We start from the raw sequence: 26,178 nt of genomic DNA on the forward strand, positions 1-26,178 counted from the left end.
ACAAGTAGGTTAACTATGACGGGTAATCTCCTCAGCCTTGCGATCTGGATGCCAATTTTGGCAGGCGTGATCGTGCTCGCGACAGGAAGCGATAAAAACGCTACTGCTGCGCGCTGGCTGGCGCTACTGGGCGCTTTGGCCTCTTTCCTTGTAACGATCCCTTTGTATACAGGTTTCGAAACGCTTCATGGCGGTATGCAATTTGAAGAAATGAAACCTTGGATTCAAAGCCTAAACATTAACTACCACTTGGGCGTTGACGGCTTGTCGATGTTCTTTGTGATCTTGAACAGCTTTACCACCTTGATGGTGGTATTGGCTGGCTGGCAAGTCATTGAAAAGCGTGTAGCGCAATACATGGCTGCATTCTTGATTATGTCAGGCTTGATCAATGGTGCTTTTGTTGCGTTGGATGCGATTCTGTTCTACGTATTCTTCGAAGCAATGTTGATCCCGATGTACCTGATTATCGGTGTATGGGGTGGTCCAAACCGCGTTTACGCGTCAGTGAAGTTCTTCTTGTACACGCTGATGGGTTCATTGCTGACTTTGGTGGCCTTCATCTACCTGTACTTCCAATCAGGTGGCAGCTTCGAAATCGCTGAATACCATCGTCTGCCTTTGGGCATGGCGGCGCAAACCTTGTTGCTGGTGGCGTTCTTCTTTGCCTTCGCGGTGAAAGTACCAATGTGGCCAGTTCACACTTGGTTGCCAGACGCGCACGTTGAAGCACCGACCGGTGGTTCTATGGTGTTGGCGGCGATTACGCTGAAACTCGGTGCTTACGGTTTCTTGCGATTCGCTCTGCCAATCGCACCAGATGCCTCTCGTGAGTATGCTTGGGTATTCGTTGTATTGTCGCTGGTTGCAGTCGTATACATCGGTATGGTGGCGTTGGTACAAACTGATATGAAAAAATTGGTGGCTTACTCATCAATTTCTCACATGGGTTTTGTGACACTGGGCTTCTTTATGTTCGGTGGTGCTGATGGTAACCAATTGAATGCTTGGGCTGTAGAAGGCGCCTTGGTTCAAATGATTTCTCACGGTTTTGTTTCTGCCGCGATGTTCTTCTGTATCGGTGTGATGTATGACCGTGTACACAGCCGCAAAATCGCTGATTACGGTGGTGTTGCGAACAAGATGCCAATCTTTGCTGCCTTCATGATGTTGTTTGCTATGGCGAACTCTGGTTTGCCAGCGACATCAGGTTTTGCTGGTGAATTCATGGTGATCTTGGGTGCTGTTCAGGTGAACTTCTGGTACGCCGTTGCAGCAGCCACTACGCTGATCTTCGGTGCGGCATACACATTGTGGATGTACAAACGCGTGATTTTTGGTGATGTTGCGAACGACAACGTTGCTGAGTTGAAAGATGTCAACGCACGTGAATTCTTGGTATTGGCTATTTTAGCCATCGCAGTATTGGGTATGGGTCTATTCCCGAAACCATTTACTGATGTGATGCACCAGTCAGTGAACGACCTGATTTGGCATGTTTCACAAACCAAGCTCCACTAATAATCGACTATAAAAGTAGGCTAGAACCATGACCTGGACCAGTCTTAATCCATGGGTGGCAACGCCAGAGATCTTCTTGCTCTGTGCGGTATGTGCCATCCTGCTGATTGATTTATTTATCAGTGATGCAAAACGTGGCATTACCTATGTTTTGACCTTGCTCACTTTGGGTGTAACCGCTGCACTGGTTGTTGCGGGACACGAACCTCAAGCGCGCATGGGCTTTAGCAATTCATTCTTGGCTGATGCCTTGTCTGACTACGCTAAACTCGGAATGATCTTGGGTGTTGCCCTAGTATTGATCTACGGCCGAGGCTACGCAAAGGCTCGCGGCTTATACCGTGGTGAATTCTTCACGCTGGCGATGTTCTCATTGCTCGGTATGATGGTAATGGCATCTGCTGTTAACTTCCTGACTCTGTACGTGGGTCTGGAATTGATGTCGCTGTCGATCTACGCGATGGTTGCGCTGAATCGTGATTCATTTGCTTCTACTGAAGCTGCGATGAAGTACTTCGTACTTGGTGCTCTGGCGTCAGGTATGTTGCTCTACGGTATGTCTATGCTGTACGGCGCGACAGGTACTTTGGACGTATTCGCGATTGCGAAAGCAATTCAGCAAGGTACGGCGAATAACCTGCTGGTGGTGTTTGGCTTGGTGTTTGTTGTAACCGGTCTTGGCTTTAAGTTTGGTGCTGTTCCATTCCACATGTGGGTGCCAGACGTTTATCAAGGCGCGCCAACACCAATGACTCAGTTGATTTCAACTGCGCCAAAAATTGCCGTGTTTGTTTTCACGCTGCGTGTATTGGCGCAAGCGCTAGAAGGCTTCGCAGGCGACTGGCGTGGCATGCTGATGATCTTGGCAGTGTTGTCGATTGCCTTGGGTAATATCACAGCGATTGCACAAACCAATATCAAGCGTATGTTTGGTTATTCAACCATTTCTCACATGGGCTTTGTGCTGTTGGGGATTTTGGTTGCAACGCCAAATGGCTACGCAGCTTCATTCTTCTACGTGATGAGCTATCTGTTGATGGGCGCGGCAGGTTTTGGTGTGTTGATGCTATTGTCACGCCAAGGTTTTGAAGCGGAACAAATCGTAGACTTGAAAGGTCTGAATCAACGCAGCCCATGGTTTGCGCTGATGATGTTGTTCACAATGTTCTCAATGGCGGGTATCCCTGTGTTCTTGGGCTTCTTTGCAAAACTATCTGTTTTGAAAGAAATCGTGAATCTGGGTATGGTTTGGTTAGCCGTTGTCGCTGTGGCGTTCTCGTTAATCGGTGCATTCTATTACCTGCGTGTCGTTAAAGTGATGTACTTTGACGATGCAGAAACGACTGAACCATTGAATGCTTGCTTTGACGCCAAAGTGATTCTGTCGATCAACTGCTTGTTGTTGCTGGTATTGGGCTTAATGCCAAATACGGTGATGACTGTGCTGATCGATGCGGTACAGCGCTCGATTATTCCTGGCGTTATTCACTAAGCCTAATTAAATGCAAAATTTGCTATTAATTGGTACGTTGGCGGCCTTGGCCGCCAATTTGCCATTCTTGTCTGAGAAAATCTTGTTTGTTTGGGAAACCAAAACAGGGAAAAAAAACTTCCTGTGGCGTTTATTTGAACTCACTTTTTACTTTATCGTTGTTGGTTTTATTGCTCGCTTGGTCGAGGCGCAAGTCAGCCCAATTCATTCACAAAACTGGCAGTTTTATGTGAGTGTGTTGGCCTTGTTTATCGTCTTGGCGTGGCCCGGTTTTGTCTGGCGATATTTCTGGCGCAAACCCGGATTGTAAAATTAGCCATCACAAGCTAAATTCTTGCCAAAGCGCAGTAAGCCGTTTATGATTGCGCTTCTTTAGGCACGTAGCTCAGCTGGTTAGAGCACCACCTTGACATGGTGGGGGTCGTTGGTTCGAGTCCAATCGTGCCTACCAACATAGAGGAATAAGACATGCAACGAACGAGCACCACAACCTGGATTATTTTAGGTTAAGCCGTTCACAGTCTTGTTTCTAAAAAGTGCGGCTTAGCCCGCACTTTTTTTTTGTTCAGTTTCAATGATGACATCGGCGCTCCCGATACTTGTAAAGGCGAAAACAATGCCAGTAGTTACTCTTCCTGATGGTTCGCAACGTCAATTTGACGCAGCAGTGACGATTGCTGATGTTGCCGCAAGTATTGGTGCCGGTTTGGCGCGTGCTGCGTTGGCGGGCAAAATCGATGGTCAACTGGTTGATACCAGTTACTTGATCGACCGTGATGTCAATTTGGCGATCATTACTGAAAAAGACGCCGATGGTCTTGAGATTATCCGTCACTCTACTGCGCACTTGTTGGCGTATGCAGTTAAGCAATTATTCCCGACCGCGCAGGTCACCATTGGCCCTGCAATCGAAAACGGCTTTTATTACGATTTTTCCTACGAGCGCCCATTCACGCCAGATGACTTAGTGTTGATTGAGAAAAAAATGCAGGAGTTAGCCAAGCAAGATATTCCTGTCGAGCGCTATGAAATGTCGCGTGACGACGCTGTGGCTTATTTCAAGAGCATTGGTGAAGTTTACAAGGCTGAAATCATCGAATCGATCCCTGCAGATCAAACGCTTAGTCTGTATCGCGAAGGCGATTTTACCGACTTATGCCGTGGCCCTCACGTTCCTTCAACTGGCAAACTGAAAGTATTTAAGTTGATGAAAGTGGCTGGTGCATACTGGCGCGGCGATAGCAAAAACGAAATGCTAACGCGTATTTACGGTACTGCGTGGGCTAAAAAAGAAGACTTGGCGCAATACCTACATATGCTGGAAGAAGCCGAAAAGCGGGATCACCGCAAAATCGGTAAGCAACTTGATCTGTTCCATATGCAAGATGAAGCGCCGGGCATGGTGTTCTGGCATCCGAAAGGTTGGACTTTGTGGCAAACGATTGAACAGTATATGCGCCGCAAACTCAATCAACATGGTTACGACGAAATTCGCACGCCGATGGTGATGGATCGTACCCTGTGGGAAAAATCAGGCCACTGGGAAAACTATCACGACAATATGTTCACGACTGAGTCGGAAAAACGTGATTACGCCGTTAAACCGATGAATTGCCCTGGTCATATTCAAGTCTTTAACCAAGGCTTGCGCTCTTACCGCGATTTGCCGTTGCGCTACGCTGAGTTTGGTTCATGCCACCGTAATGAGCCATCAGGTTCTCTGCACGGCATTATGCGCGTGCGTGGCTTTGTACAGGACGATGCGCATATCTTCTGTACTGAAGATCAAGTGCAGCAAGAAGCGGCAGCATTTATTGATTTGCTCAAAGAAGTGTATGCAGACTTTGGCTTTAGCGAAATTCTAGTCAAACTCTCAACGCGCCCTGAAAAACGTGTGGGTACAGAAGAGGCCTGGGACAAAGCGGAAGCTGCTTTGGCTTCTGCGCTGCAGTCAAAAGGCTTAGAGTTTGAATATCTGCCAGGCGAGGGGGCTTTCTACGGCCCTAAAATCGAATTTACGCTGAAAGACTGCTTAGGTCGTCTGTGGCAGTGTGGTACTTTGCAGATTGATCCAAACTTGCCTGAGCGTTTGGGCGCTGAGTATGTCGGCGAAGATAATGCCAAGCATCGCCCGATCATGTTGCACCGCGCGGTGTTGGGTTCACTCGAGCGCTTTATCGGTATTTTGATCGAAAACTTTGCGGGTGCATTCCCGGTCTGGTTGGCTCCGGTGCAGTTGGTCGTGATGAATATCTCAGAATCTCAGCGTGAATATGCCCAAAATGTGACCGCTCGTCTCAATCAAAGTGGCCTTCGTGCAATTGCCGACTTGAGAAATGAGAAAATAACCTATAAAATCCGCGAACATAGCTTGCAACGTTTGCCATATCAATTGATTATTGGCGATAAAGAACGTGATGCAGGCTTGGTGGCCGTGCGAAATCGCAGCGGTGAAGACTTGGGCCAGATGACTGTAGACGCATTGATTGCGTTGATTCAATCAGAAATGCCGCAAGCCTAACGCTAGCCGATGCACGGTTTTGTTTTTGAATGACTTGGAGTAATGACAATAGCTGCTCAGGACAAAGGCCCGCGGATCAATGGTGAGATCACCGCGCGCGAAATTCGTTTACAAGGTGTGGATGGCGATCAACTCGGTATTGTTTCGCTGAATCAAGCTCTTCAAATGGCTGAAGATGCAGATGTCGATCTCGTTGAGATTGCGCCTAATGCACAGCCACCAGTTTGCCGTTTGATGGATTTCGGCAAATTCCGTTACGAAGAGGCCAAAAAGAAGCACGCTGCCAAGCTCAAGCAAAAGCAGGTACAGGTCAAAGAAATCAAGTTGCGTCCTGGGACGGATGAAAACGACTACCAAGTTAAATTGCGTGGCGCGATCCGTTTCCTGAACGACGGCGATAAATGCAAATTCACTTTGCGTTTCCGTGGTCGTGAAATGGCCCACCAAGAAATTGGTATGGCGCAACTGAAACGCGTTGAAGCTGACTTGGCTGAATTGGCGACTGTTGAGCAATATCCAAAGCTCGAAGGCCGTCAAATGGTCATGATGCTGGCACCGAAGAAAAAATAACAGACTGACGACTGTGTCTGTATAAGGCGCGTTGCAAGACGTTGCTAACAGTCGTAACAAAAGCGTGGTGGCGGGTATTAAGTTCTAATTTATTAGACGCCTGTCGCCTGATCTAATAGCTCATCGGAGCAATGCAATGCCAAAGATGAAAACCAAGAGCAGCGCGAAAAAGCGCTTCAAAGTGCTTGGCGGTGGTGGTGTTAAACGCAGCCATGCGTTCAAACGCCACATCTTGACCAAGAAAACCACTAAAACCAAGCGTCAATTGCGCGGTACCTCTATGGTCGATGCGACCAATATGGGTCACGTTCGTGCAATGTTGCCTTACGCTTAACCAAGGAGAAGAATCATGCCTCGCGTTAAACGTGGTGTAACCGCTCGTGCTCGTCATAAAAAAGTTTTAGCTCTTGCTAAGGGCTATCGTGGTCGTCGTAAGAACGTCTATCGCATCGCTAAACAAGCGGTGATGAAAGCCGGTCAATACGCGTACCGTGACCGTCGTCAGAAAAAACGTCAATTCCGTCAATTGTGGATCGCGCGTATTAACGCTGCTTCACGTGAGTGCGGTCTGGCGTACAGCCGCTTCATGAACGGCCTGAAAAAGGCTGGCATCGTGGTTGACCGTAAAGTGTTGGCTGACTTGGCTGTATTTGACAAACCAGCTTTTGCTGCTTTTGTTGAAAAAGCTAAAGCTAGTCTCGCTGCCTAATCGGTTCTGCTGATGAGAAGGGAGGCTTAGCCTCCCTTTTTTATTCAAAAAATCCAAGAGATTATTTCTACAAGCCAATGTTGTATCTAAATTGCGCTGTTGCTTTGCAGAAACAATTTCCCTCCACATTTATATAGATCGGGCGCAAAACCATGGTTGCGAACGTGCAAACGTTACTTGAAGCCGGTTTGGCCGCATTAGCTGCGACCAATGATCCGGTAGAACTCGAAAATGTCAAAGCCCATTACGTCGGTAAACAGGGCGAAATCACTCAATTGATGAAGCAATTGGCTAGCTTGCCTCCGGAAGAGAAAAAATCTTTCGGCGCAACGGTCAACCAAGCCAAACAAGCATTCGAAGCTGCGCTGAACGCCAAGCGTGACGCGATTGCGGCGCAAAAATTGGCGGCGCAATTGGCGGCTGAAGCGTTGGATATCAGCTTGCCAGGCCGTGGTACGGCGAAGGGCGGCTTGCACCCTGTGACTTTGGTGCAGCAGCGCATCGAAACGCTATTTGCCAGCATGGGTTTTGCGGTGGCTGATGGCCCAGAGATCGAAAACGACTTTCATAATTTCGAAGCGCTGAATATTCCAAAGAATCACCCTGCGCGCGCGATGCAAGACACGTTTTACGTTGAAAACGACGGCGAGCCATTGGTATTGCGCACGCACACGTCGCCGATTCAAGTTCGCTACATGTTGAACAACGAGCCGCCGATCAAAATCGTTGCGCCAGGTCGCGTATTCCGCGTCGATTCGGATGCCACGCACTCGCCGATGTTCCACCAAATGGAAGGTCTGTGGGTTGATGAGAACGTTTCGTTCGCAGATTTGAAATCAGTGATTGTCGACTTCCTGCGCCGTTTCTTTGAGCGTGATGATCTGGAAGTGCGTTTCCGTCCTTCATTCTTCCCGTTTACCGAGCCATCGGCTGAGATCGACGTGAAATGGTCGAAAGGCTGGATGGAAGTCGGCGGTTGCGGCATGGTGCACCCGAACGTGCTGAAAAACGTCAATATCGACGCTGAGAAATACACTGGCTTTGCGTTCGGGATTGGCCTAGATCGTTTTGCAATGCTGTATTACGGCGTGAACGATTTGCGCCAGTTTTTCGATAACGATCTGTCGTTCTTGTCTCAATTCAAATAAGCCGAGCTGGTAAAAATGAAATTTTCTGAACAGTGGTTGCGCAGCTGGGTGAATCCTGCGATCAATTCTGACGAGTTGGCTCATTTGTTGACGATGGCCGGCCTCGAAGTCGAAGAGAACGATCCTGCTGCACCTGAATTTACTGAAGTGTATGTCGCTGAAGTGCTGAGTGTGACTAAGCACCCAGATGCAGATCGCTTAAACGTGTGTAGCGTCAATGTTGGCGAAGCTGAGCCTTTGCAAATCGTGTGTGGTGCAGCTAACGTTGCCGTTGGTATTAAAGTGCCTTGCGCGCGCGTTGGTGCGGTGTTACCGGGCGATTTTAAAATCAAGAAAGCCAAAGTACGCGGTGTTGAATCATTCGGCATGTTGTGCGCCGAGCAAGAAATTGGCTTGGCTGAAGAGTCTTCCGGCCTGTTGATTCTGCCGGCTGATGCGCCAGTCGGTATGCCGATTCGTGAGTATTTGAATCTCGACGATCGCTTAATGACGTTGAAATTGACGCCAAATCGTTGTGATTGCTTGTCAATTCGCGGTCTAGCACGCGAAGTTGCTGCGCTGACCAAAACCGAGCAACAAGTTGTTGCAACGCCTGCGGTGGCCGTTACAGCCAGCCAAACGCGTGCAGTCAACTTGCAAGCTGGTGATGCCTGCCCACGGTATGCCGGTAGAGCCATTATTGGTGTTAATCAGGCGGCCAATACCCCTGATTGGATGAAGCAGCGTCTTGAGCGGTGTGGTGTGCGTTCGATTTCAGCGATCGTTGACGTAACCAATTATGTCTTGCTCGAACTCGGTCAACCAATGCACGCGTTTGATCTGGCTAAATTGCAAGGCGACATTAATGTGCGTTTTGCCAAAGCTGGCGAGAAGATCAAACTCTTGAACGAAAAAGAGTTGGAACTGACCGACGATTTGCTGGTGATTGCTGATGACGTGAAGCCTGTCGCATTGGCCGGCATTATGGGCGGCGCAGAATCCAGCGTTGAAGCCGGTTGCACCGATATCTTCCTCGAATCAGCCTTCTTTGCGCCCAACGTGATCGCCGGTAAAGGCCGTCGCTTTGGCTTCTCGTCTGATTCAAGTCATCGTTTCGAGCGTGGTGTTGATTTCGGCTTCGTGCGCGAAGCGCTGGAGCGCGCTACAGCTTTGATTATCGAAATTTGTGGCGGTCAAGCTGGTCTAGTGACTGAGTCATTGGCAGAACTACCTGCGCGTAAACCTGTCGCTTTGCGCGTATCTCGCGTTGCTAAAGTGCTGGGTATCAGTTTGCCTGCGTCTGAAATCGTCGCTTTGTTGCAAGGTCTGGGTCTGAATAGTGAGCTGGCTGGCGACGTGATTACTGTAACGCCACCGTCGTACCGCTTTGATATCGAGATCGAAGAAGACTTGATCGAAGAAGTGGCGCGCGTTTTTGGTTACGACAATATTCCAGTGCAAGCGTCGAACGCCCGCATGGCAATGTTGCCGCAACAGGGTAATTTGCGTAGCAAAAATGTGCTCAAGCAAATTATTGCTGGTCGTGATTACCAAGAAGCGATTTCTTATGCCTTCGTTGAAGCGCAATGGGAAGCCGACTTTGCCAATAATACCGCGCCAATCAAGCTGATTAACCCGATTGCCAGCCAAATGAGCGTGATGCGCTCAACGCTGCTTGGTGGTTTAATTTCTGCATTGCAACACAATCAAAACCGCAAACAAGACCGCGTTCGTCTGTTTGAAGTGGCGCGCGTGTTTAATGGCTTGAATGCCGAGCAACAACCTGAGAAAATCGCCGCCCTCGCTTGGGGTGGTCGTGTGGCTGAACAATGGGGCGCAGGCAAGGAACGCGTTGACTTCTTTGATGTCAAAGCCGACGTCGAAGCTTTGCTGGCGCCACGCGTGGCTGAATTCCGCCGTGCTAGCCATCCTGCGCTGCACCCAGGCCGTAGCGCTGAAGTGGTGCTCGATGGTCAAGTGATTGGTGTACTGGGCGAGTTGCACCCACAGTGGGTACAAAAATACAGCCTGCAAAATGCACCGGTGGTTTTTGAGCTGGATGTCGCGGCACTAACGCAGGTTGAGAAATTGACTGCTGGTGCAGTATCGAAATTCCAAGCTGTACGCCGTGACTTGGCTTTGCTGATGGATGAGGCGGTATCGGTGGCCGAGTTGCAGCAAGCTTTTGCAAGTGCAAAACAAAGTATCGTTGCAAACATCGAGGTGTTTGACGTTTACCGTGGCAAAGGTTTGCCAGAAGGTAAAAAGAGCCTTGCATTCAAGGTGTTATTGCAAGATACTCACAAAACTTTAACAGATGAAGAAGTTGATGCTGCAATTGCAGCATTGATTAAGAAGGCAGAAACATGCGGCGCGATCTTGAGAACATAATGCAGTACGAAGCAAGTACTTTGACCTTAACCAAGGCTGACTTAGCCGATATGTTGTTTGATAAGGTTGGGTTGAATAAGCGCGAAGCCAAAGATATGGTTGAAGCGTTTTTTGATGAAATTCGCACTGCATTGGCAGAGGGTGATACGGTTAAATTGTCGGGTTTTGGTAATTTCCAATTGCGCGACAAACCACAACGCCCAGGCCGCAACCCTAAAACTGGTGAAGAAATTCCTATTTCTGCGCGCCGCGTGGTGACATTCCACGCCAGCCAAAAACTAAAAGGTATGGTTGAAGTTCACTATGCAAAACTCCAGCAGCGTTATTCCAACCAATGAGTTACCACCGATACCAGCAAAACGCTACTTCACCATCGGTGAAGTTAGCGATTTGTGCGGTGTCAAACCTCATGTTCTGCGTTACTGGGAACAAGAGTTCACCCAATTAAAGCCGGTTAAACGGCGCGGAAATCGACGCTACTATCAGCACCATGAAGTTTTATTGGTGCGTCGAATCCGCTCTTTGCTCTATGAGCAAGGCTTTACAATTAGTGGTGCGCGCAATCAATTGGGTGCGCATTTGGCTGAAATTGGTCATTTTGATTCGGGCGAAGTTAGCCTGAATGAAATTCGCCATGAGCTAGAAGACCTACTCGCTTGGCTCGAAGACTAAGCACTTATATGGGGTGCAAGGGGTAGCGCTGGATAAAATCAGCCTACCACCTTGAGGCTCTATGTAAGCTCTGATAGAATGCAGTTTCTCGGAATATGGCGCAGCCTGGTAGCGCACTTGCATGGGGTGCAAGGGGTCGCGAGTTCGAATCCCGCTATTCCGACCAATTAAATAAATGGGTTACAGCAAGTGGTTGTAACCCATTTTTTATTGCTGTGACTATTGAATTTCGCAATATAAATTACATGCTCGTTCAAGCTATAGATTGCTAAAGTTCAGAATATACTGGCAAAATCAAGCTCAGTTTGGTTTCTGGGCTTGTTTGAACGTTTATGTTGATTCGCGAATGGATTACCAATTCTAATTGCCAGCCTTGGCAATATCAGCAGTATATCGTTCCGAAAATCCAATTTCATTTGCATTATCATCCCGAATTTGAGCTTACTTATACGCGCAATGCCAGTGGCTTGCGTTATATCAGCGGTAAGGCTGAAGCGTTTCCGCGTTACGATTTAGTGCTAGTTGCGCCAAATCAGCCACATAGCTGGGAGGCTCCGGCCAACTCAGATGCTAGTCCACAGCGATTGCAGGTACTTTTTTTTCGCGAAAGTTGGCTTAGGCAGTTGGCTGAATCTGGCTTGCCTGAGTTGCGAGGTGTGTGCAATTGGCTAAGCCAAATCCGCCATGCCATCAAGTTTAGTGCTGGCCTAGCCGAAGAGTTAGCGCCACACTTTGATCGGCTGCATCAAAGTCGTGGTCTGGAGCGTATCGGTTTAATTATTGAGTTGCTCGCCATTTTGCATAAGGCGCCAGATTCGGCAGAAATCATTCAGCGGATTGGTGGCATTTCACCGGATCAGCGGATTGAAATTGCGCTGGAATATATCTCGCAGCATTTTGCCAAGCCACTGTATTTGGCTGATGTAGCAAAGACAGTTTTGACTAGTGAAGCCAATTTAAAGCGTTTATTTACTTTGCAACTCGGTAAAAGTTTTAGCGACGTTCTGGCAGAGTTTCGAGTGATCCACGCGTGCAATTTGCTGTTGAGCAGTCAGATGAATATCGAAAGCATCGCGAATCAAAGTGGCTTTCCAAGTCTGAGCAATTTTCACCGGATTTTTCAATCTTATACCCGACTAACACCACACGCTTATCGCAAACAACGCCAAGGCATTCATGCTGAACTTGCCCTTAGCGTCGATTTGCCGCAGACGTAGGACCCAATCTCGAAATCGAGCCCCCGCAATCATTTCACTGCACCATCCATGCCAGAGATAAAGAAACGCTGCGTAAAGGCAAAGAACACCAGCACAGGCAATACTGTTAACACAATCGCGGCCATCAATAGATTATCCGATGTTGCAAAAGGCCCAGTTAAATCATTAAACACCCCAACGGCGACGGGCAGTTTTTCTTTAGTATTGATGACAATCGATGGCCACAAATAATCATTCCATGCGCTTACCAGCGTAAAAATACTCAAGGCCGCAATCGCGGGGGCGGTAACGGGGACCATTACCAGCCACAAAATCTGCATTTCGCTCGCGCCATCAACGCGTGCCGCATCGATTAAATCTTGCGGAATCGCTTCAAAAGCCTGTTTCATTAAAAAGATGCCAAAGGCGGTGGCAAAGTTAGGCACGACGGCGGCAAAGTGGCTATCCAAACCCACCCAGTTCGACCAACTGGCGGGGCTTTGGTTTGAGCCAAAGAGGCTATGTGCAAACGGGCCCCAGCTAGCTTGAACCGAATGCCAAAATTCATTGTTTGGTGATGTAGGATCAAAACAAAGCGTTTTGCCTAGCATAAAAAGCTGAGCCAAAAATGCAATTGCCCCAAGGGCAAGCATCAGATTGCCCTTCGCTCTATTGGTGTACAGCGCCAAAATGGCGAGCAGCACTGCTGCGCCAAAAATGGCAAGACAGCTCCACACAAACCAATCTCCACCATAGAGTAGATGCTGAAATGTATTGGCCAAATCACCCATTTTCTTAATGATGATAAAATTCGGTACGATGCCTACTTCGGATGGCAGCATCATCGTGGTGACAATCGCGATAAAAATAAACTGCCGCCCCGGAAATTCCATCCGTGCCAACGGATAGGCCGCCAATACCGAAACGGTGAGTACGCCGACAATGCTCATCACCGACATAATCAATGAGTTTTTCAGATAGATCAGAAAAGGCATTTCTTCAAAAACGCGGCTAAACCAATCTAGGCTAATGCCGATGTAAAGCCCTTCCTTGCTCGATTCAAATAGACAATAGCTCAAGGTATTGCTACAACTGGCTGCGTCTTGATGCGGAAAAAAACCATCGGGAAAGAAATACGCGACAGATGCATCACTCGATAAGCCAAACGCAATGGCCCACACAAATGGAAATGCGGTAAAGCCCACCATCAGCAATAGGGCTGAGTAATGCCAGAAATAGGCCGCTGTTTGCTTGATCCGTTTTTTCGGTAATTGCATGGCCTTGTCCTAGTCTTTTTCTTTGAATAATCTAAATTGCGCAATCGCTAGCAATACGCAGAATAAGGTAATGACCAAACCTGCGGCCGCAGAGCGGCCAAATACAAAATTCTTAAATGCTTGATCGTAAACGTAGTACAGCGCGGTATAGGTATCGGCCTGGCCTTTGGATAGCACGATTACCTCTTGAAAAGCCTTCAACGCCGCAATGGTAGAGAGCAAAGTGCAGAGCAAAATGGTCGGCTTAACCATCGGCACGGTGATTTTCCAAAAACGCTCCCAAGCATTCGCCCCATCCAGTTCCGCCGCTTCTTCAATTTCACGCGGAATCGCTTGAAGCCCCGCTAAATACAGCACCATGTAATAACCCACGCCTTTCCAGCACGTGAAGGCCATCGTTGAATACAGCGCGATATCTGGATTGCCCAGCCAGTCGATTTCGATTAATTCATCAGCTTTCAGTAGCCAAGTGTTATGGCCTATCCAAGTTAAAAAGCCGTTTAGCATCCCATCGTATTTGTAAACGAAGGCCCAAACGACGCCGGCGATAGAAATGGCCGTAATGACCGGGATATAAATCGTGGCGCGAAAAATCGTCATTCCAAATAGTTTATTGTTCACCAGCTTGGCGGTGACCAAGGCCATGATTTGAACAATGGGGACGATCAGCAGATAGATCAGAGAGTTTTTCAGCGCGCTATGAAACAACTCTTCTTCGTAGATGTAGGCAAAATTCTCTAAGCCTATCCATTTGGCGCTGCCATCAGAAATATTGTAATCATGAAAGGCGAGATAGGTATTAAAGCCCACCGGCAGAAAAGTAAACAGCGCCAGCAAAATCAAGGCTGGTCCTAAAAACAGGTACGCTACCAATATGTAGGTGTGTCTGGGTTTCATAAAATACCTGTTCAAACTGGGTATTAATTCAGAAGGTGCATCTTGGCTGCAGCTGCGCTAGATCAATAGAGAAAGCGCAGGTGCCTCGCATGAAGCACCTGCGCTGAGGCGATTATTTTTTCGCCATTCTGCGGTTCCAATCGTTGGCCGCGTCTTCCAGTGCTTTGCTCGTTGGTTTACGGCCTTCGATCGCCATTTGCATCTGATCGTTAAAGATCTTCATCATCGTGGCTTCATCGGGCAGTGCATTCGGCGGCAGCATCGGTGTGCGTGCGTATTTCATCGACTGCGCTGCAGCCGCGCGAGCGCGCTCGATGGGCTCCTTGCTGTTCTTACCAGCCATGAAATACGGGTCTTCGGTTGCTTTTTTCGATGACGGCAGCATGGTTTCGGTAAAGCGGGCAATCGCTAATTGCTGCTCATCGCTGGTTAGGAATAAGCCCAACTTGGTCGCAGCTTCGGTGTTGGGGTAGCCTTTCGGAATCACATAGCTCATCAACCATGCACCCAAAGCCATTTTGCCCTCAGCCACAGGGAAAGGCATGATGTCGGTTTTGTTGTACATCGCCTTATTATCCACTTCGACGCGTTTCAGTGCCGTTGACGAAGTGGTCATCATCGCCAACTTGCCCGAAGAGTAGGCTGCCACTTCTTGCTCGTATTCCAAGCGGAAGCTGTCTTTGGGTACTACGCCTGACTTATACAAATCGGCGAAAAGATCGACGACTTTGGCGTGCTCTGGCGTATTAAATGCAGCCTTACCGTTTTGCACGACGGGTAGGCCAAGGTACATAAACCAGCGCGCCATGCCGCCGTCACCGCTCTTGGTGGCCAGCTTCGGCGAGAACGCTGCTACGCCAGTTTTTTGCTTGATTTGACGTGCTTGCGCGATAAATTCATTAAAGTTAGTAGGCTGTGCGTTAATGCCGGTCTTGTTGTACAAGTCTTTGTTGTAGGCAATGACCGACACCGAGTTATAAAACGGGAAGCCATACACTTTGCCATTCACCGTCAAATCATCGAGCGCAACGGGTAAATAAACATTGCGGCTTGCGCCATTGCTTAATCCATCTAGCGCTTGCAAATGGCCTTTGCGGGCAAATTCATGCGTCCACGGCACATTAAAATTCACCAGGGCCGGTGCTTTGCCCGCGGCCATCGCGGTGATGAGTTTAGGCTGGATTTGATCCCAGTTCATGTCCACCCATTTCGCTTCCAGAGTCGGATTGGCTGCGTTGAATTTTTTAACTGCGTCTTGGAAGTAAGGGGCAAATGGGGATAAATTGAAGGTCCAAAATTCCACCGTGGTTTTTTGGGCAAATGCGCTGCTGGCAAGTAAGGCTGCGGCGAGGGGTAAACAAGTTACAAAACGCGATTTCATTTTATCCTCCAGGATGATTCAACTTTGAGAGTTCGTATTCTTTTGCTCCGTGTCCTGTAGCGATGTCCAAGGCGCTACATTGATGTTTATTCTCAATGCCTTGATCGATTGAATATCCTCAATTAGCTAAAAATTATCCTTTATTAGCTATTTTGAATGCCTTGCGGAAGTTTTTTGTAAGTGATCGATAGGAAGTCAGCGTGGGCTTAGTCTGCTTCCTTCTTGCTTCGTGAATAGTTTTTCTTCGGCCTTTTGCCGGTAAACGCTCTCGAGGTGCCCCGCATCCTTTACAATATCGCCTCACTTCCTTGCGTTAGGCATTGCTAGCTTATGGCCCATAGAATCATTTTTCTCGATACCGAAACCACCGGTTTGCGCGTGGAAGACGGCAACCGCATTTTGGAAATCGCGGCCGTCGAGATGATCGATCGCAAACTGTCTGCGCCCGATTGTCATTTGCATCGCTATATCAACCCTGAACGCGATTCGGAAGAGGGCGCGTTGAATGTTCACGGTTTAACGACGCAGTTTTTGGCCGATAAACCCAAATTTGCCGCGATTGTTGACGAATTTCTGGAATTCGTACGCGGCAGCGAACTCGTTATCCATAATGCACCGTTTGACGTTGGCTATTTGAATATGGAGCTGGGCCGCCTCGGCCGCGGCAAAATCGAAGACTACGTCGAGACTGTTACCGACACGCTGAAAATGGCCAAAGATTTGTGGCCGGGCAAGCGCAATAGCTTGGACGCGCTGTGTGATCGTTACGAAGTCGATCGCTCTGGCCGTACTTTGCACGGCGCCTTGATCGACTGCGAATTGCTCGCCGAAGTGTATATGGCGATGACGCGCGGGCAAGATAGCCTGCTGATCGACTTTGCCCCGACGCAAGAAGAAGCCGCCGCCGACGCCGCGCGCCGCAGCCAACGCGCGCCGCTAATTATTGCGCAAGCGAGCGCCGAAGATTTGGCGCTGCACACGGCTTATTTGGATGAACTCGATAAAATTGTCAAAGGCGATTGCCTGTGGCGCACGCTAGAACCTAAGCTTGAATCTACGCCTGCCGCGCCTGCAGCTTAAAAAACTATGAGTGTTTGTATGAATACCACCGAATTAAAATCCGCCGCGCACGCGGCGTGGGAAGACGGCGATTTAGCCGCCGCCGAACAGCATTTTTTGGCCGCGCTCGCCATCGACGAGCAAGACGCGCAAACGCATTACGATTTGGCGCTGCTGTATAAAAACAGCGAGCCGAGCAACTGGACCAAAGCGCAGCAGCACAATGCGCGCGCGCTCGAAATCAAACCCGACGACGAAGCCGCGTGGTGGAATCTCGGCATCGCCGCCACGGCCAACCAAGATTGGGCCAGCGCCGCGCAGGCGTGGGCCAAGTTTGGGCATCACTACAGCGCTGACGAATTAGCGGGTTTGCAATCTGGCACTGAACGTATTGCCATCCGCATCCGCGTTGGCAAACATCAGGAAGTGATTTTTGGTCAACGCATCGATCCAGCGCGCGCGCTGGTATCGGGCGTGCCGTTGCCCGATCTGGAAATCGGCCACGGCGATATTCTGCTGCTCGACGGCGTGCCGCGCGGCGCGCGCGAAGTTGACGGCGTGAGCTACCCCGTTTACGAAGTGTTGGAGCGCATTTATCAACATACTGCCGCCACGTATGTGATTGAAGCCGAAGTGCCGGATGAGACTGCACAAGATACCCTGTTTAAAGTGGCGGCCGAAGCGAAACTACCCGTTGCCGATTTTGACTTTAATGTTGCCAGCGAAGCGCCGAAATGGCTGGTCGTGCGCCAATACGGCGTCGCCGCAATCGAAGATCAACCCGTCGCCGACCTGATCACCGCCTGGCTCACCGCGCGCAGCGATGTGATTATTCGCGATGTGTATGTGGCGTATCCGGAAGAGTAATGAAAAAGATCGCCCTCGTTCCCGCCGCTGGTAGCGGCAGCCGCATGGCCAGCGCCACGCCGAAACAATACCTTGATTTACTCGGCCAGCCGCTGATTGCGCACACGCTGCGCGCGCTGCTTGGCGCGGCGCAGATTGATCAGGTCATCGTCGTGATTTCGCCCGAAGACGAATGGTGGGGCAGCTATGATTGGGCGGCTTTGCTCGGCAGCCTAGAGCGCCTGCTGGTGCTGCGCGTCGGCGGCGCGAGCCGTGCCGAATCGGTGATGAATGGCTTGGCCGCAATGGACGCCGCCGACGAGAGCTGGGTGCTGGTGCACGACGCCGCGCGGCCTTGCCTGACGAGTGCGCAAGTCGATGGCATGATTACCGAGCTGGAGTATGATGCTGTAGGCGGTATTCTGGCTGTGCCGGTGGCCGATACCCTGAAGGTTGCTGCTGCAGAGCAACGCATTGCGCGCACGACACCACGCGATGGCCTGTGGCAAGCGCAAACCCCACAAATGTTCCGCCGCGGCGAGCTACTCGCCGCACTGCAAGACGCTTTGCCCGATCATGTTGCCGAGATAACCGACGAAGCGAGCGCGCTCGAACGCCTTGGTAAATCGCCCAAACTCGTCATGGGCAGCCCGTGGAATTTGAAAGTGACCTATCCGCAGGATTTGGCTTTGGCGGGGTTATTGCTTAACGCCAAGTGATCAAGCATCTTAAAATTGAGGAGGTTTGATGGTTTCGTTTCTTTTTTTAATTATCGGTTTTGGTCTGGCTGCGTTTGTTTCTGAGCGTTCTTTGAAACTGCTAACAGAAACCGAGGTTGGGTTGCTAATGAAAGAAACGGCGATTTTTTGCAAGTTTAATCTAGTCGCAATATTCATTTTTGTAGGGTTGTCATATCTTGTAGAAGGTTATGCGGGGCTGTGCTATTTTTATTGTGTTTATTGATTATTCAAGGTTTTTCAATACGAAAAATATTGAGCCTAAATTTGCCCCCGTCGTGTAAAAAAGCCCAAATAGCGTCTGTAGTGATTGTAAATTTAGGTATTTTGCTAACGCTTAGCGCGACTTGGTTGGGGGTTGCGTAGGGTCGGCTTTAGCCGACTTTTTATTTTGATAGGAATTAATCATGCCACGCAGTGATTTGCTAAAAGGTCGCTATAGCGCCGCTGGGCATGTTTACCACATTACTTGTACCACTCATAAGCGAACCCCTTATTTCGAAGAACCCGCATTTGCCAGAATCGTGATTCGTGAAATGCGCTCTTTGCACGAAGCTCATCACGTTGATTCATTAGCATGGGTATTGATGCCCGATCATTTGCATTGGCTTTTTACTCTGCAATCTGAGCGAGATATGGCAGATGTAATGCAAAGTGTAAAAGGTCGCAGTGCAAGATTGATCAATGAATTTTTGCACCGCAATGGCGCGATTTGGCAAAAAGGTTTTTATGATCACACAGTGCGTTCGGATGAAAATTTGAAGCACATTGCGCGGTATATTGTGGCAAATCCACTGCGTGCTGGATTAGTGCAGCAGATTGGTGACTACCCGTGGTGGGATGCAGTCTGGTTGGAAAATAGTCTGATGGTCGGCTGAAGCCGACCCTACAAGTACATTTGGTTTAATAAGGAATTTGAAATGTCTTTACCTTTCCGCATCGGCCAAGGCTGGGATGTGCACCGTATGGTGTTGGAACGCCCGTTAATTCTGGGTGGGGTGCATATACCCTATGAAAAAGGCTTGCTCGGCCATTCGGATGCCGATGCGCTATTGCATGCGATTACCGATGCGGTGCTCGGCGGTGCTGGCTTGGGTGATATTGGTCGGCATTTTCCGGATACCGCGGTCGAGTTTAAAGGCGCTGATAGTCGCGTGTTGCTGCGCGAAGCGGTCAATCGGGTGCGGATTGCGGGTTGGCGCGTGGGCAATGTTGATGCGTCGATTTTGATTCAGCAGCCGAAAATGGCGCCGCATATTCCAGCGATGGTCGCCAATATTGCCGCTGATTTGGGCATTGACCCGACTTGCGTCAATGTTAAAGCCAAGACTTACGAAAAGCTCGGCTCAGTGGGTGAGGGCGATGCGGTTGAGGCACAAGCGGTGGCTTTGCTGCTGCCAGCATAAAATACTGTGATTGGTATATAGCTGTAGCCTTTATATAAACTAACCTACAGCCCTATACCTTTTTTTGTAAAAAAGCCGAAACAGCCATTTTCGGCCTTCTTCCAGCAGCCAAATGCTAGACGCGACGGCGATGCAAGTTGGCCAGTCGCTCCACGCCATGCCGTGGGTGTGAAACAGGCTTTGCGCGGTAGGCCAGTGCACCGCGATGATTTGCAGGCTCAGTACCGCCAAGAGCGACATCCACAGCATGCGGTTGGTGAAAAAATGGCCGTTGAACGCGCTGTGGCGCTCGTTACGGGCGTTAAACACATTAAAAAACTGAAACAGCACAAAGGTCGTGAACGCCATCGTTGCGGCTCGCTCGGGGCTGCCTTGCTGTAATTCCCACGCCAAAACCCCAAGCGTGCCGACCATCATCGTCGCACCGTAGGCCAGAATGCGGCTGAGTCGCGGCGCGGTCAACACCGCTTCGGATTGGCTGCGCGGCGCTTGCTCCATAATGTCGTCGCGCGCCGGGTCGAGCGCGAGCGAAATCGCCGGCGGGCCGTCCATAATAATCGCAATCCATAAAATCTGTATCGGCGTAAACGGCGCGGGCAAGCCCAGCCACGGCGCGATAAACACGGTCAGAATCGCGCCGATGGTTGTTGAGAGCTGAAAACGCACAAACTTCAGGATGTTTTCATACAGCGCCCGGCCTTGATGCACGGCGGAAACGATGGTGGCGAAATTATCGTCGGTCAGCACCATCGTCGCTGCTTCCTTGGCGACTGCGCTGCCGTTTTTGCCCATTGCGACGCCGATGTCGGCGGTTTTCAGCGCCGGCGCATCGTTCACTCCGTCGCCTGTCATTGCTACGACATGGCCTTGCGCCTGCAGCGCATTCACAATTTTGACTTTGTGTGCCGGTGAGACGCGCGCAAAAACGGCGATATCGTCGATGCGCTCGGCCAGCTCGCTGGTGCTGAGTTTTTCCAATTCCGCGCCGGTCATGCAGTTGCCGACAAGGTTGAGCTCGTGCGCAATCGCTTGGCCGGTGGCCTGATGATCGCCCGTAATCATTTTGACAGCGATGCCCGCGCGCTGGCACAAGGCTATGGCATCGCGCGCTTCGCTGCGCGGTGGGTCTTGCAGGCCGATTAAGGCGACAAAGCATAAATCATGGATGTGTTGCTTGAGTGGCGTGCTGGCTAATGCCTGCGTAGGAATATGGCGCTGCGCCAGCATTAAGCCGCGCAGGCCTTGCTGCGCCATCGCGTGATACTGTGCGATGATGTTTTGGCGCTCGCCGTCGCTCAGCGCTATTTCGCCTGCGGCATTCAGCGTATGCGTACAGTGCGCGAGCAGTACATCGGGCGCGCCTTTTAGATAAATCTGCACGCCAGTTTCTGCATGATGGAAGGTCGCCATGTATTTGTGCGCGCTGTCGAACGGGATTTCGGCGCAGCGTGCCAGCGCAGGGCTTTGGCCGGGTATTTTCGCCGCCAGCACCAACAAGGCGGCTTCCATTGGGTCGCCGATGATTTGCTCGCCAGTGATGTGGCTATCGTTGCAGGCGCGTAATGGCGCAAGCAGCGGCATCAAGTCGGGCAGTGTATCGCAATCACTGGCGCTGATTTCACCGCTGCTGCGATAGCCTTCACCGCTAATCTGAAATAAGCGTTGTTGATAATACAGAGATCTGGCCGTCATTTGATTTAGTGTCAGCGTGCCAGTTTTATCTGAGCAAATGACCGTAGTGCAGCCCAAGGTTTCCACGCTGGCCAGGCGTTTGACGATGGCGTGCTGCTTGGCCATTTTATGCATGCCTAAAGCCAGCGTGACGGTGACCACGACGGGTAAACCTTCGGGAATTGCAGCTACGCCCAGCGCAATGGCGCTGATGATAATTTGCGCTAAAGCCAAGCCGCGCAGCCACTCGAGTAGGGCTAGTATGCTGACCAAACTGATTGCAATTAGCCCCAGTTTCTTTCCCAACAGATCGAGCTGGATTTGCAGCGGAGTGGCCGATTCGGCGCTGGCGGCAAGGACGGCTGATATTTTCCCCATTTCAGTGTGCAGACCGGTGGCGGTAACAAGTATTTCCGCGCGTCCGCGTGTCAGTAGTGTGTTCATAAACGCCATGGTATGGCGCTCTGCCAATGGCGTTTCTATGGGCAGCGCAGCGTCGACTTGTTTGCTCGCGGGCAGTGATTCCCCAGTCAGTGTTGACTCATCAATTTCCACGCCAACCGCCACCAGTACTCGCCCGTCTGCAGGGACGCGATCACCCGCTTCCAGTAGCACAATATCGCCAGGGACTAGCTCGGAGGCGTCGATTTGCTGCTTTTGACCATTGCGCCGCACTTGGGTTTGCGAGGGTAGCATCGCTTTCAAAGCGCTGAGGCTTTGCTCGGCGCGGTATTCTTGGTAAAAGCTAACCAAGGCATTGATTAATACCACGGTAAAGATGATTAGCGCATCTTTTTGATTGCCGATCAGTGCCGATAAAATTGCCGCACCAATTAACACTAAAATCAACGCACTGCGAAATTGGCTGATAAAAACCAAAACCGCATGACGCTGCTGTGTTTCAGGTAAGCCATTTTCACCATAAGCGGCTCGCAATGAGTGAATGGCCATGTCGTCCAAACCCAGCTGCGCGTCCACGCCAAAACCTTGCGCCAATTCACGGTGTGACATTGCGTGCGCGTGTGTAAGCGGGCTGGGCGAATCTTTTGCAGGCAGACTGGGCATAATGCACATTCTCAACAAGACATAGTTCAGTTTAGTTCTATCGCTGCGCAGTGCAGAAAATCATGACGAATCGTGAGTGCGAAGCGTTATTTTTTACCGAATGAATACTTGAGTTTGGCGTACGATAAAGGCTTAGCGAATGAGACAGAAAGAGGCAAGGTGATGAAACGGCAAAGCGTGCAAGGGCTGATCGGATTGCTCATGTTAGGAATGAGCTTATTCAATGTGGCGTATGCGGATTATGTTGATAGCTTCGCACCCCGACATAAGTTGGCGAGCCAATTGGCCGACGTGCTACAAGCAGCTTTTCCCGATGCATCGATCAAAGCATTTTCTGGTCAAATTATTGTGAATGCAGCTGATCAGCCAAGTTACGAGCGGATTCGTGCTTTTGCCACGCAACTTGATACTGCAACACGCAGTTTGCAAATTACCGTTGAGCAACGTGCGCAATCACAAACGCAGCAAAGTGCTGTTGGTGTGGATGGTGAGCTTGTTCTTTCTAATCAAGGAACTGCCGGGCGTGTTGAGCTGGAGATGCAGCATCAGCAAAATCAGCGGCAAGCATTTAGCCAGCAGCGTTTGCGTACCCTAGATGGGAGCAATGCAATGATTATGCTGGGCCAGCAGCGCTTTATTCCGCAGCTCAGTTTTGTATACCGACCAGGGTATGCCATTGTGCAGCATGGTGGCGCTTGGCAAGCGGCAGGTACTGGCTTTTATGTCGCTCCAAGCTTGCTGGGTGATGGTCGTATTAGTCTGAAGATTGCACCGCAAGCGAGTAGTTTTATTCGCGATGGCAGCATCAATGTGCACCAAACCTACAGCGAGGTTGAAGGCCGCTTGGGTGAATGGTTGCCGATTGGAGAATCGCGCAGCGAGGGCTCGAACGATAGGCGCCGTATTGCTGGGGTCGACCAGCAAGCCAACCAAGCGCGCTATACCGTGTGGGTAAAGGTTGAATTACAGTAGGCTTTGAATTGACTTTAAAAGGGATCACGATGTTGGCAGTGGGGTTGGATCATCTTAATTTTCGAGTGCCTAGCCATTTATTGGTGCCAATGAAGTCATTTTATTGTGACATTGTCGGACTGTACGAAGGTGCAAGGCCTGATTTTGGCACGGTTGGATATTGGCTATATGCTCAAGGTCAGCCGGTGATTCATTTGTCGTGCTTAAAAAATGCCGACCTGTTTGACCCTCTGGCTAAAAGCGCTTTTGATCATGTCGCCTTTCGTTGCTTAGATGCCGATGCGGCTCTGCAAGCGCTAACCGAGCAGGGCGTACAATTTACGCTACGCCATTTTCCACTTGAGGGATTAAGCCAGATTTTTATGCGCGACCCTGCGGGCAATACGGTGGAGCTCAATTGCCCGCTTTCAGCATCGCATCAAGATCAAGCCTAAGCGCAGAGAATGCTCATTGGGTTTCGGCAATAAAGCGCAAAATTTCGCGCTCCTGCAACTCATAAAACGGGTTGTAGCGCAGCCGTAAAATCTCCCCACCACCCACTTGTAGCAAACCGCGCTCGCCAATCAGGATCTGGTTGAGCTTCAGGGCGCGCGAGTTGCTCTCTTGGGCTGGGTCGCCAAACAAAGGATCAAGCGGTGAAAAGGGGAGTGCAATGTGCGAGAGGGCAAAGATCTCATTCGGCCACGCTAAATCACTCTCAATCAACTGCCGCTGCGAAGCGCCCGCTGCGGTGTCTTCAATACTGACCTTGCGCGATTGCGGGACATGGCGATTGCTGACAAATTGCAGGCGATAGGGCCGCGCTTGCGCTTGATTGGCCAGTGCAAGCGCCCAATCAGCTGCGTGCGTATTCAGCAGCGGCGAATATTCCTGATAGCGATTTAAATCAAACAGCATCAATTGATGGCGGCCCGGAACGAGTTTGGACATCCAAATGCTGACGACGGGCTCGGGCAAGACTGTGCTATCGACCGCACTTAAAAATACATTACTTGGCGGCCAGTCTTTTAGCGGGGCGTGACGGGCAAATCCGGCGGCAATATGGCTGGTCAACTCGTGCATTTGCACAGCGGCGTTCAACGGGAAAGAGTTGTATTTATACGGGTTATATTCGGGCGCAATATCGCTCCACGCTGCCGCTCCGACGCCGCTGAGCGGTGCTAAATAGCGTACCCATTGTGCATATTTGGCTGACTCTGTGACGGCAATGGCGGGCGAAATAAAAGTCACGCTGCTAATAGCTGGCAGTTGTTCGCCGTCCAAGCGCGCCAATAAATATTCGCAGCCCAGCGTTGCGCCCGTTGAATAGCCGACATAATGAATTTTGCTGTGCGTTTTGGCCAAGTCATGCATTGCCAAGCGCACCACGGCCGCTGCGTCTTGCCATTTAAATCGCGTTAAAGCCGCTGGTGCTGTGCCATGCGAAGGTAGACGCAGGCCCACTACGGTATAGCCTTGGCGGTGTAGCTTTTGTGCCAGCTCGTGCAGGCTGTAGGGTGAATCCGACAAGCCATGAACCAGCAGTACCGCTTCTTTGCCACCCTGAAGTTGATAAGTTAGGTTCCAGTTTTGCGGGTATGCCAGTGGATTAGTTAGCGATTTTTGCGCAAAGCGGTTAATGGCACGTTGCTGATCAGGCTTGGTTTTGGCAATGATTTCTTCGCTGACTTTGAGCAGTAGCTTTTGCTCCAGCGCCTGGTAATCGGCTAAGGTTTTGATGTCGCTCCTGTTACGCGTGAATTCACCTGTGGGAACACGTGTATGCCAGATTTCTAATTCTGGGAGTTTTTTGATCCACAAAATGGCCAAAACTAGAAAGGGGATAAGCGCACCCAGTGCAACCCAAGGCAGTTTTCGAAGGAGTAAGCGCAGCATGGCTCTAGCCTGAGCAAAAAACTAATCTTAACTGATCTTTACGGATTACTCGTTGCTTGACTTAAAACTTGTACCATCAAGGCGCAATAAACGCAGCTGTTGACCGTCATGCGCTAAATAGCCGCCCTCACCAAGGTGCCAATCGGGTAGAACATAACGAAGACCTGTGGGGTATTGGTGGGTGAATGGCTTATGGGTGTGGCCGTGGATCAATACCTTGGTAGCGTATTTTTTGAGCGCTGCTTCAATCGCTGCGTTGTTCACATCCATAATCATCTGCGATTTATGCTGATTCATGGCTTTGGATTTATTGCGCAATTTTTGCGCTTCGCGATCGCGAATGCGGCGCGGTAAATTGAGCCAAATCCATTGCACCAAGCGGTTGCGCGCTAGTTTACGATAGCGCTGATACCCCACATCATCCGTGCAATACGCGTCGCCATGCGCAAGTAGGATGGTTTGTCCGCCAAGTTCAATTATGCTGGGGTCGGGGATAATCGTTAGCTGTGCCGCTTGGGCAAAGCGCTGGCCGGGTAAAAAATCGCGATTGCCGGCCATAAAATAGACCGCGACGTTGGCGCTTTTTAGTTGCGCAATATCGCGCGCAATATCGCCGTAAAACGCGTCATCGAGTTGATCATCACCGAGCCAGTATTCAAACAAATCGCCCAATATATACAGCGCGTCGGCTTGGCGCGCAGGGCCAGCCAAAAACTGGCGGAAAGCCGCAACCGTGGCTGGATCGTGTGGGCCAAGGTGTAAATCAGAAATAAACAGCGTTGCGCGTGTCATA

Annotated in this window: 25 protein-coding genes and 2 tRNA genes; 21 read left to right on the plus strand and 6 right to left on the minus strand. The window is 50.2% G+C overall.

Annotated elements, in window-relative coordinates:
* Positions 1–15 precede the first annotated feature (15 nt).
* From NT239_12970 to NT239_13035, 14 genes are all read left to right on the plus strand, one after another.
* Complete coding sequence (locus NT239_12970; protein ID XGA70672.1) at positions 16–1,521, plus strand: NADH-quinone oxidoreductase subunit M; 1,506 nt, start codon at positions 16–18, stop codon at positions 1,519–1,521.
* Between the two features lie 28 nt (positions 1,522–1,549).
* A complete protein-coding gene (gene nuoN, locus NT239_12975; protein ID XGA70673.1) occupies positions 1,550–3,013 on the plus strand; it encodes an NADH-quinone oxidoreductase subunit NuoN in 1,464 nt (487 codons plus the stop codon).
* A gap of 10 nt (positions 3,014–3,023) precedes the next feature.
* Positions 3,024–3,323, plus strand: a complete 300-nt coding sequence (locus NT239_12980; protein XGA70674.1) for a DUF2818 family protein — start codon at positions 3,024–3,026, stop codon at positions 3,321–3,323.
* A 64-nt stretch (positions 3,324–3,387) separates the two neighbouring features.
* Positions 3,388–3,464: transfer RNA gene (locus NT239_12985), tRNA-Val, on the plus strand.
* Between the two features lie 165 nt (positions 3,465–3,629).
* Positions 3,630–5,534 (plus strand): threonine--tRNA ligase, encoded by a 1,905-nt coding sequence (gene thrS, locus NT239_12990; GenBank protein ID XGA70675.1) that lies wholly within the window; start codon positions 3,630–3,632, stop codon positions 5,532–5,534.
* A gap of 42 nt (positions 5,535–5,576) precedes the next feature.
* Positions 5,577–6,104 (plus strand): translation initiation factor IF-3, encoded by a 528-nt coding sequence (gene infC / locus NT239_12995; protein ID XGA70676.1) that lies wholly within the window; start codon positions 5,577–5,579, stop codon positions 6,102–6,104.
* A gap of 136 nt (positions 6,105–6,240) precedes the next feature.
* Positions 6,241–6,438, plus strand: coding sequence for a 50S ribosomal protein L35 (gene rpmI, locus NT239_13000; protein ID XGA70677.1), 198 nt, complete (start codon positions 6,241–6,243; stop codon positions 6,436–6,438).
* A 15-nt stretch (positions 6,439–6,453) separates the two neighbouring features.
* The gene (rplT, locus tag NT239_13005) at positions 6,454–6,813 is read left to right on the plus strand and encodes a 50S ribosomal protein L20 (protein ID XGA70678.1); all 360 of its coding nucleotides are present in this window, start codon (positions 6,454–6,456) and stop codon (positions 6,811–6,813) included.
* Between the two features lie 152 nt (positions 6,814–6,965).
* Positions 6,966–7,961, plus strand: a complete 996-nt coding sequence (gene pheS, locus NT239_13010) for a phenylalanine--tRNA ligase subunit alpha (protein ID XGA70679.1) — start codon at positions 6,966–6,968, stop codon at positions 7,959–7,961.
* 15 nt (positions 7,962–7,976) lie between these two features.
* Complete coding sequence (gene pheT, locus NT239_13015) at positions 7,977–10,331, plus strand: phenylalanine--tRNA ligase subunit beta (protein XGA70680.1); 2,355 nt, start codon at positions 7,977–7,979, stop codon at positions 10,329–10,331.
* Between the two features lie 20 nt (positions 10,332–10,351).
* Positions 10,352–10,669: an integration host factor subunit alpha gene (locus tag NT239_13020; protein ID XGA72811.1), complete on the plus strand. Its 318-nt coding sequence runs from the start codon at positions 10,352–10,354 to the stop codon at positions 10,667–10,669.
* Entirely contained in the window at positions 10,635–11,003 is a 369-nt protein-coding gene (locus NT239_13025; GenBank protein XGA70681.1) for a MerR family transcriptional regulator, read from the plus strand. Before NT239_13020 ends, NT239_13025 begins: the two co-directional genes overlap by 35 nt.
* A gap of 89 nt (positions 11,004–11,092) precedes the next feature.
* A tRNA-Pro gene (locus NT239_13030) sits at positions 11,093–11,169 on the plus strand.
* Between the two features lie 166 nt (positions 11,170–11,335).
* A complete protein-coding gene (locus tag NT239_13035) occupies positions 11,336–12,220 on the plus strand; it encodes an AraC family transcriptional regulator (protein ID XGA70682.1) in 885 nt (294 codons plus the stop codon).
* A 29-nt stretch (positions 12,221–12,249) separates the two neighbouring features.
* On the opposite strand, the gene NT239_13040 is transcribed toward NT239_13035, so the two are convergent.
* The 3 genes from NT239_13040 to NT239_13050 all read right to left on the minus strand — a co-directional run bounded on the left by NT239_13040 (position 12,250) and on the right by NT239_13050 (position 15,754).
* Entirely contained in the window at positions 12,250–13,476 is a 1,227-nt protein-coding gene (locus NT239_13040; protein XGA70683.1) for a carbohydrate ABC transporter permease, read from the minus strand.
* A 9-nt stretch (positions 13,477–13,485) separates the two neighbouring features.
* Positions 13,486–14,373 carry a sugar ABC transporter permease gene (locus NT239_13045; GenBank protein XGA70684.1) on the minus strand — a complete coding sequence of 296 codons (888 nt, stop codon included), beginning with the start codon at positions 14,371–14,373 and terminating at the stop codon, positions 13,486–13,488.
* A 112-nt stretch (positions 14,374–14,485) separates the two neighbouring features.
* Positions 14,486–15,754 carry a sugar ABC transporter substrate-binding protein gene (locus tag NT239_13050; GenBank protein ID XGA70685.1) on the minus strand — a complete coding sequence of 423 codons (1,269 nt, stop codon included), beginning with the start codon at positions 15,752–15,754 and terminating at the stop codon, positions 14,486–14,488.
* A 330-nt stretch (positions 15,755–16,084) separates the two neighbouring features.
* Between NT239_13050 and dnaQ the strand changes: the two genes are divergently transcribed.
* From dnaQ to ispF, 5 genes are all read left to right on the plus strand, one after another.
* A complete protein-coding gene (gene dnaQ / locus NT239_13055; GenBank protein ID XGA70686.1) occupies positions 16,085–16,834 on the plus strand; it encodes a DNA polymerase III subunit epsilon in 750 nt (249 codons plus the stop codon).
* An 18-nt stretch (positions 16,835–16,852) separates the two neighbouring features.
* Positions 16,853–17,680 carry a hypothetical protein gene (locus NT239_13060; protein ID XGA70687.1) on the plus strand — a complete coding sequence of 276 codons (828 nt, stop codon included), beginning with the start codon at positions 16,853–16,855 and terminating at the stop codon, positions 17,678–17,680.
* Positions 17,680–18,378, plus strand: coding sequence for a 2-C-methyl-D-erythritol 4-phosphate cytidylyltransferase (gene ispD, locus NT239_13065; GenBank protein ID XGA70688.1), 699 nt, complete (start codon positions 17,680–17,682; stop codon positions 18,376–18,378). The genes NT239_13060 and ispD overlap by 1 nt, the downstream gene beginning before the upstream one ends.
* 425 nt (positions 18,379–18,803) lie before the next feature.
* On the plus strand, positions 18,804–19,274 hold the full coding sequence (locus tag NT239_13070; protein ID XGA70689.1) for a transposase: 471 nt from the start codon (positions 18,804–18,806) through the stop codon (positions 19,272–19,274).
* 42 nt (positions 19,275–19,316) lie between these two features.
* Positions 19,317–19,802: a 2-C-methyl-D-erythritol 2,4-cyclodiphosphate synthase gene (gene ispF / locus NT239_13075; protein XGA70690.1), complete on the plus strand. Its 486-nt coding sequence runs from the start codon at positions 19,317–19,319 to the stop codon at positions 19,800–19,802.
* Positions 19,803–19,841: 39 nt separating this feature from the next.
* Here the strand turns inward: ispF and NT239_13080 are convergent, their stop codons facing one another.
* A complete protein-coding gene (locus NT239_13080; protein ID XGA70691.1) occupies positions 19,842–22,484 on the minus strand; it encodes an HAD-IC family P-type ATPase in 2,643 nt (880 codons plus the stop codon).
* 216 nt (positions 22,485–22,700) lie between these two features.
* Between NT239_13080 and NT239_13085 the strand changes: the two genes are divergently transcribed.
* Positions 22,701–23,510: a type II and III secretion system protein gene (locus tag NT239_13085; GenBank protein XGA70692.1), complete on the plus strand. Its 810-nt coding sequence runs from the start codon at positions 22,701–22,703 to the stop codon at positions 23,508–23,510.
* Between the two features lie 89 nt (positions 23,511–23,599).
* Complete coding sequence (locus tag NT239_13090; GenBank protein XGA70693.1) at positions 23,600–23,944, plus strand: VOC family protein; 345 nt, start codon at positions 23,600–23,602, stop codon at positions 23,942–23,944.
* Positions 23,945–23,957: 13 nt separating this feature from the next.
* On the opposite strand, the gene NT239_13095 is transcribed toward NT239_13090, so the two are convergent.
* Together NT239_13095 and NT239_13100 are read right to left on the minus strand one after the other, a co-directional pair.
* Positions 23,958–25,385, minus strand: a complete 1,428-nt coding sequence (locus tag NT239_13095; GenBank protein ID XGA70694.1) for an alpha/beta fold hydrolase — start codon at positions 25,383–25,385, stop codon at positions 23,958–23,960.
* Between the two features lie 45 nt (positions 25,386–25,430).
* On the minus strand, positions 25,431–26,177 hold the full coding sequence (locus NT239_13100; GenBank protein ID XGA70695.1) for a UDP-2,3-diacylglucosamine diphosphatase: 747 nt from the start codon (positions 26,175–26,177) through the stop codon (positions 25,431–25,433).
* Position 26,178 lies beyond the last annotated feature (1 nt).

The organism is Chitinibacter sp. SCUT-21, from assembly GCA_041874755.1.
Taxonomy (GTDB): domain Bacteria; phylum Pseudomonadota; class Gammaproteobacteria; order Burkholderiales; family Chitinibacteraceae; genus Chitinibacter.

Coding starts and splice junctions, on each gene's coding strand:
- rpmI (XGA70677.1), top strand. CDS start 6,241: ATGCCAAAGATGAAAACCAAGAGCAGCGCGAAAAAGCGCTTCAAAGTG.
- NT239_13025 (XGA70681.1), top strand. CDS start 10,635: ATGCAAAACTCCAGCAGCGTTATTCCAACCAATGAGTTACCACCGATA.
- NT239_13050 (XGA70685.1), bottom strand. CDS start 15,754: ATGAAATCGCGTTTTGTAACTTGTTTACCCCTCGCCGCAGCCTTACTT.
- NT239_13100 (XGA70695.1), bottom strand. CDS start 26,177: ATGACACGCGCAACGCTGTTTATTTCTGATTTACACCTTGGCCCACAC.
- NT239_13090 (XGA70693.1), top strand. CDS start 23,600: ATGAAGTCATTTTATTGTGACATTGTCGGACTGTACGAAGGTGCAAGG.
- NT239_13085 (XGA70692.1), top strand. CDS start 22,701: ATGAAACGGCAAAGCGTGCAAGGGCTGATCGGATTGCTCATGTTAGGA.
- nuoN (XGA70673.1), top strand. CDS start 1,550: ATGACCTGGACCAGTCTTAATCCATGGGTGGCAACGCCAGAGATCTTC.
- NT239_13095 (XGA70694.1), bottom strand. CDS start 25,385: ATGCTGCGCTTACTCCTTCGAAAACTGCCTTGGGTTGCACTGGGTGCG.
- pheS (XGA70679.1), top strand. CDS start 6,966: ATGGTTGCGAACGTGCAAACGTTACTTGAAGCCGGTTTGGCCGCATTA.
- NT239_13070 (XGA70689.1), top strand. CDS start 18,804: ATGCCACGCAGTGATTTGCTAAAAGGTCGCTATAGCGCCGCTGGGCAT.
- NT239_12980 (XGA70674.1), top strand. CDS start 3,024: ATGCAAAATTTGCTATTAATTGGTACGTTGGCGGCCTTGGCCGCCAAT.
- ispD (XGA70688.1), top strand. CDS start 17,680: ATGAAAAAGATCGCCCTCGTTCCCGCCGCTGGTAGCGGCAGCCGCATG.
- rplT (XGA70678.1), top strand. CDS start 6,454: ATGCCTCGCGTTAAACGTGGTGTAACCGCTCGTGCTCGTCATAAAAAA.
- NT239_12970 (XGA70672.1), top strand. CDS start 16: ATGACGGGTAATCTCCTCAGCCTTGCGATCTGGATGCCAATTTTGGCA.
- infC (XGA70676.1), top strand. CDS start 5,577: ATGACAATAGCTGCTCAGGACAAAGGCCCGCGGATCAATGGTGAGATC.
- NT239_13035 (XGA70682.1), top strand. CDS start 11,336: ATGTTGATTCGCGAATGGATTACCAATTCTAATTGCCAGCCTTGGCAA.
- dnaQ (XGA70686.1), top strand. CDS start 16,085: ATGGCCCATAGAATCATTTTTCTCGATACCGAAACCACCGGTTTGCGC.
- ispF (XGA70690.1), top strand. CDS start 19,317: ATGTCTTTACCTTTCCGCATCGGCCAAGGCTGGGATGTGCACCGTATG.
- NT239_13045 (XGA70684.1), bottom strand. CDS start 14,373: ATGAAACCCAGACACACCTACATATTGGTAGCGTACCTGTTTTTAGGA.
- NT239_13040 (XGA70683.1), bottom strand. CDS start 13,476: ATGCAATTACCGAAAAAACGGATCAAGCAAACAGCGGCCTATTTCTGG.
- NT239_13060 (XGA70687.1), top strand. CDS start 16,853: ATGAATACCACCGAATTAAAATCCGCCGCGCACGCGGCGTGGGAAGAC.
- pheT (XGA70680.1), top strand. CDS start 7,977: ATGAAATTTTCTGAACAGTGGTTGCGCAGCTGGGTGAATCCTGCGATC.
- NT239_13080 (XGA70691.1), bottom strand. CDS start 22,484: ATGTCACACCGTGAATTGGCGCAAGGTTTTGGCGTGGACGCGCAGCTG.
- thrS (XGA70675.1), top strand. CDS start 3,630: ATGCCAGTAGTTACTCTTCCTGATGGTTCGCAACGTCAATTTGACGCA.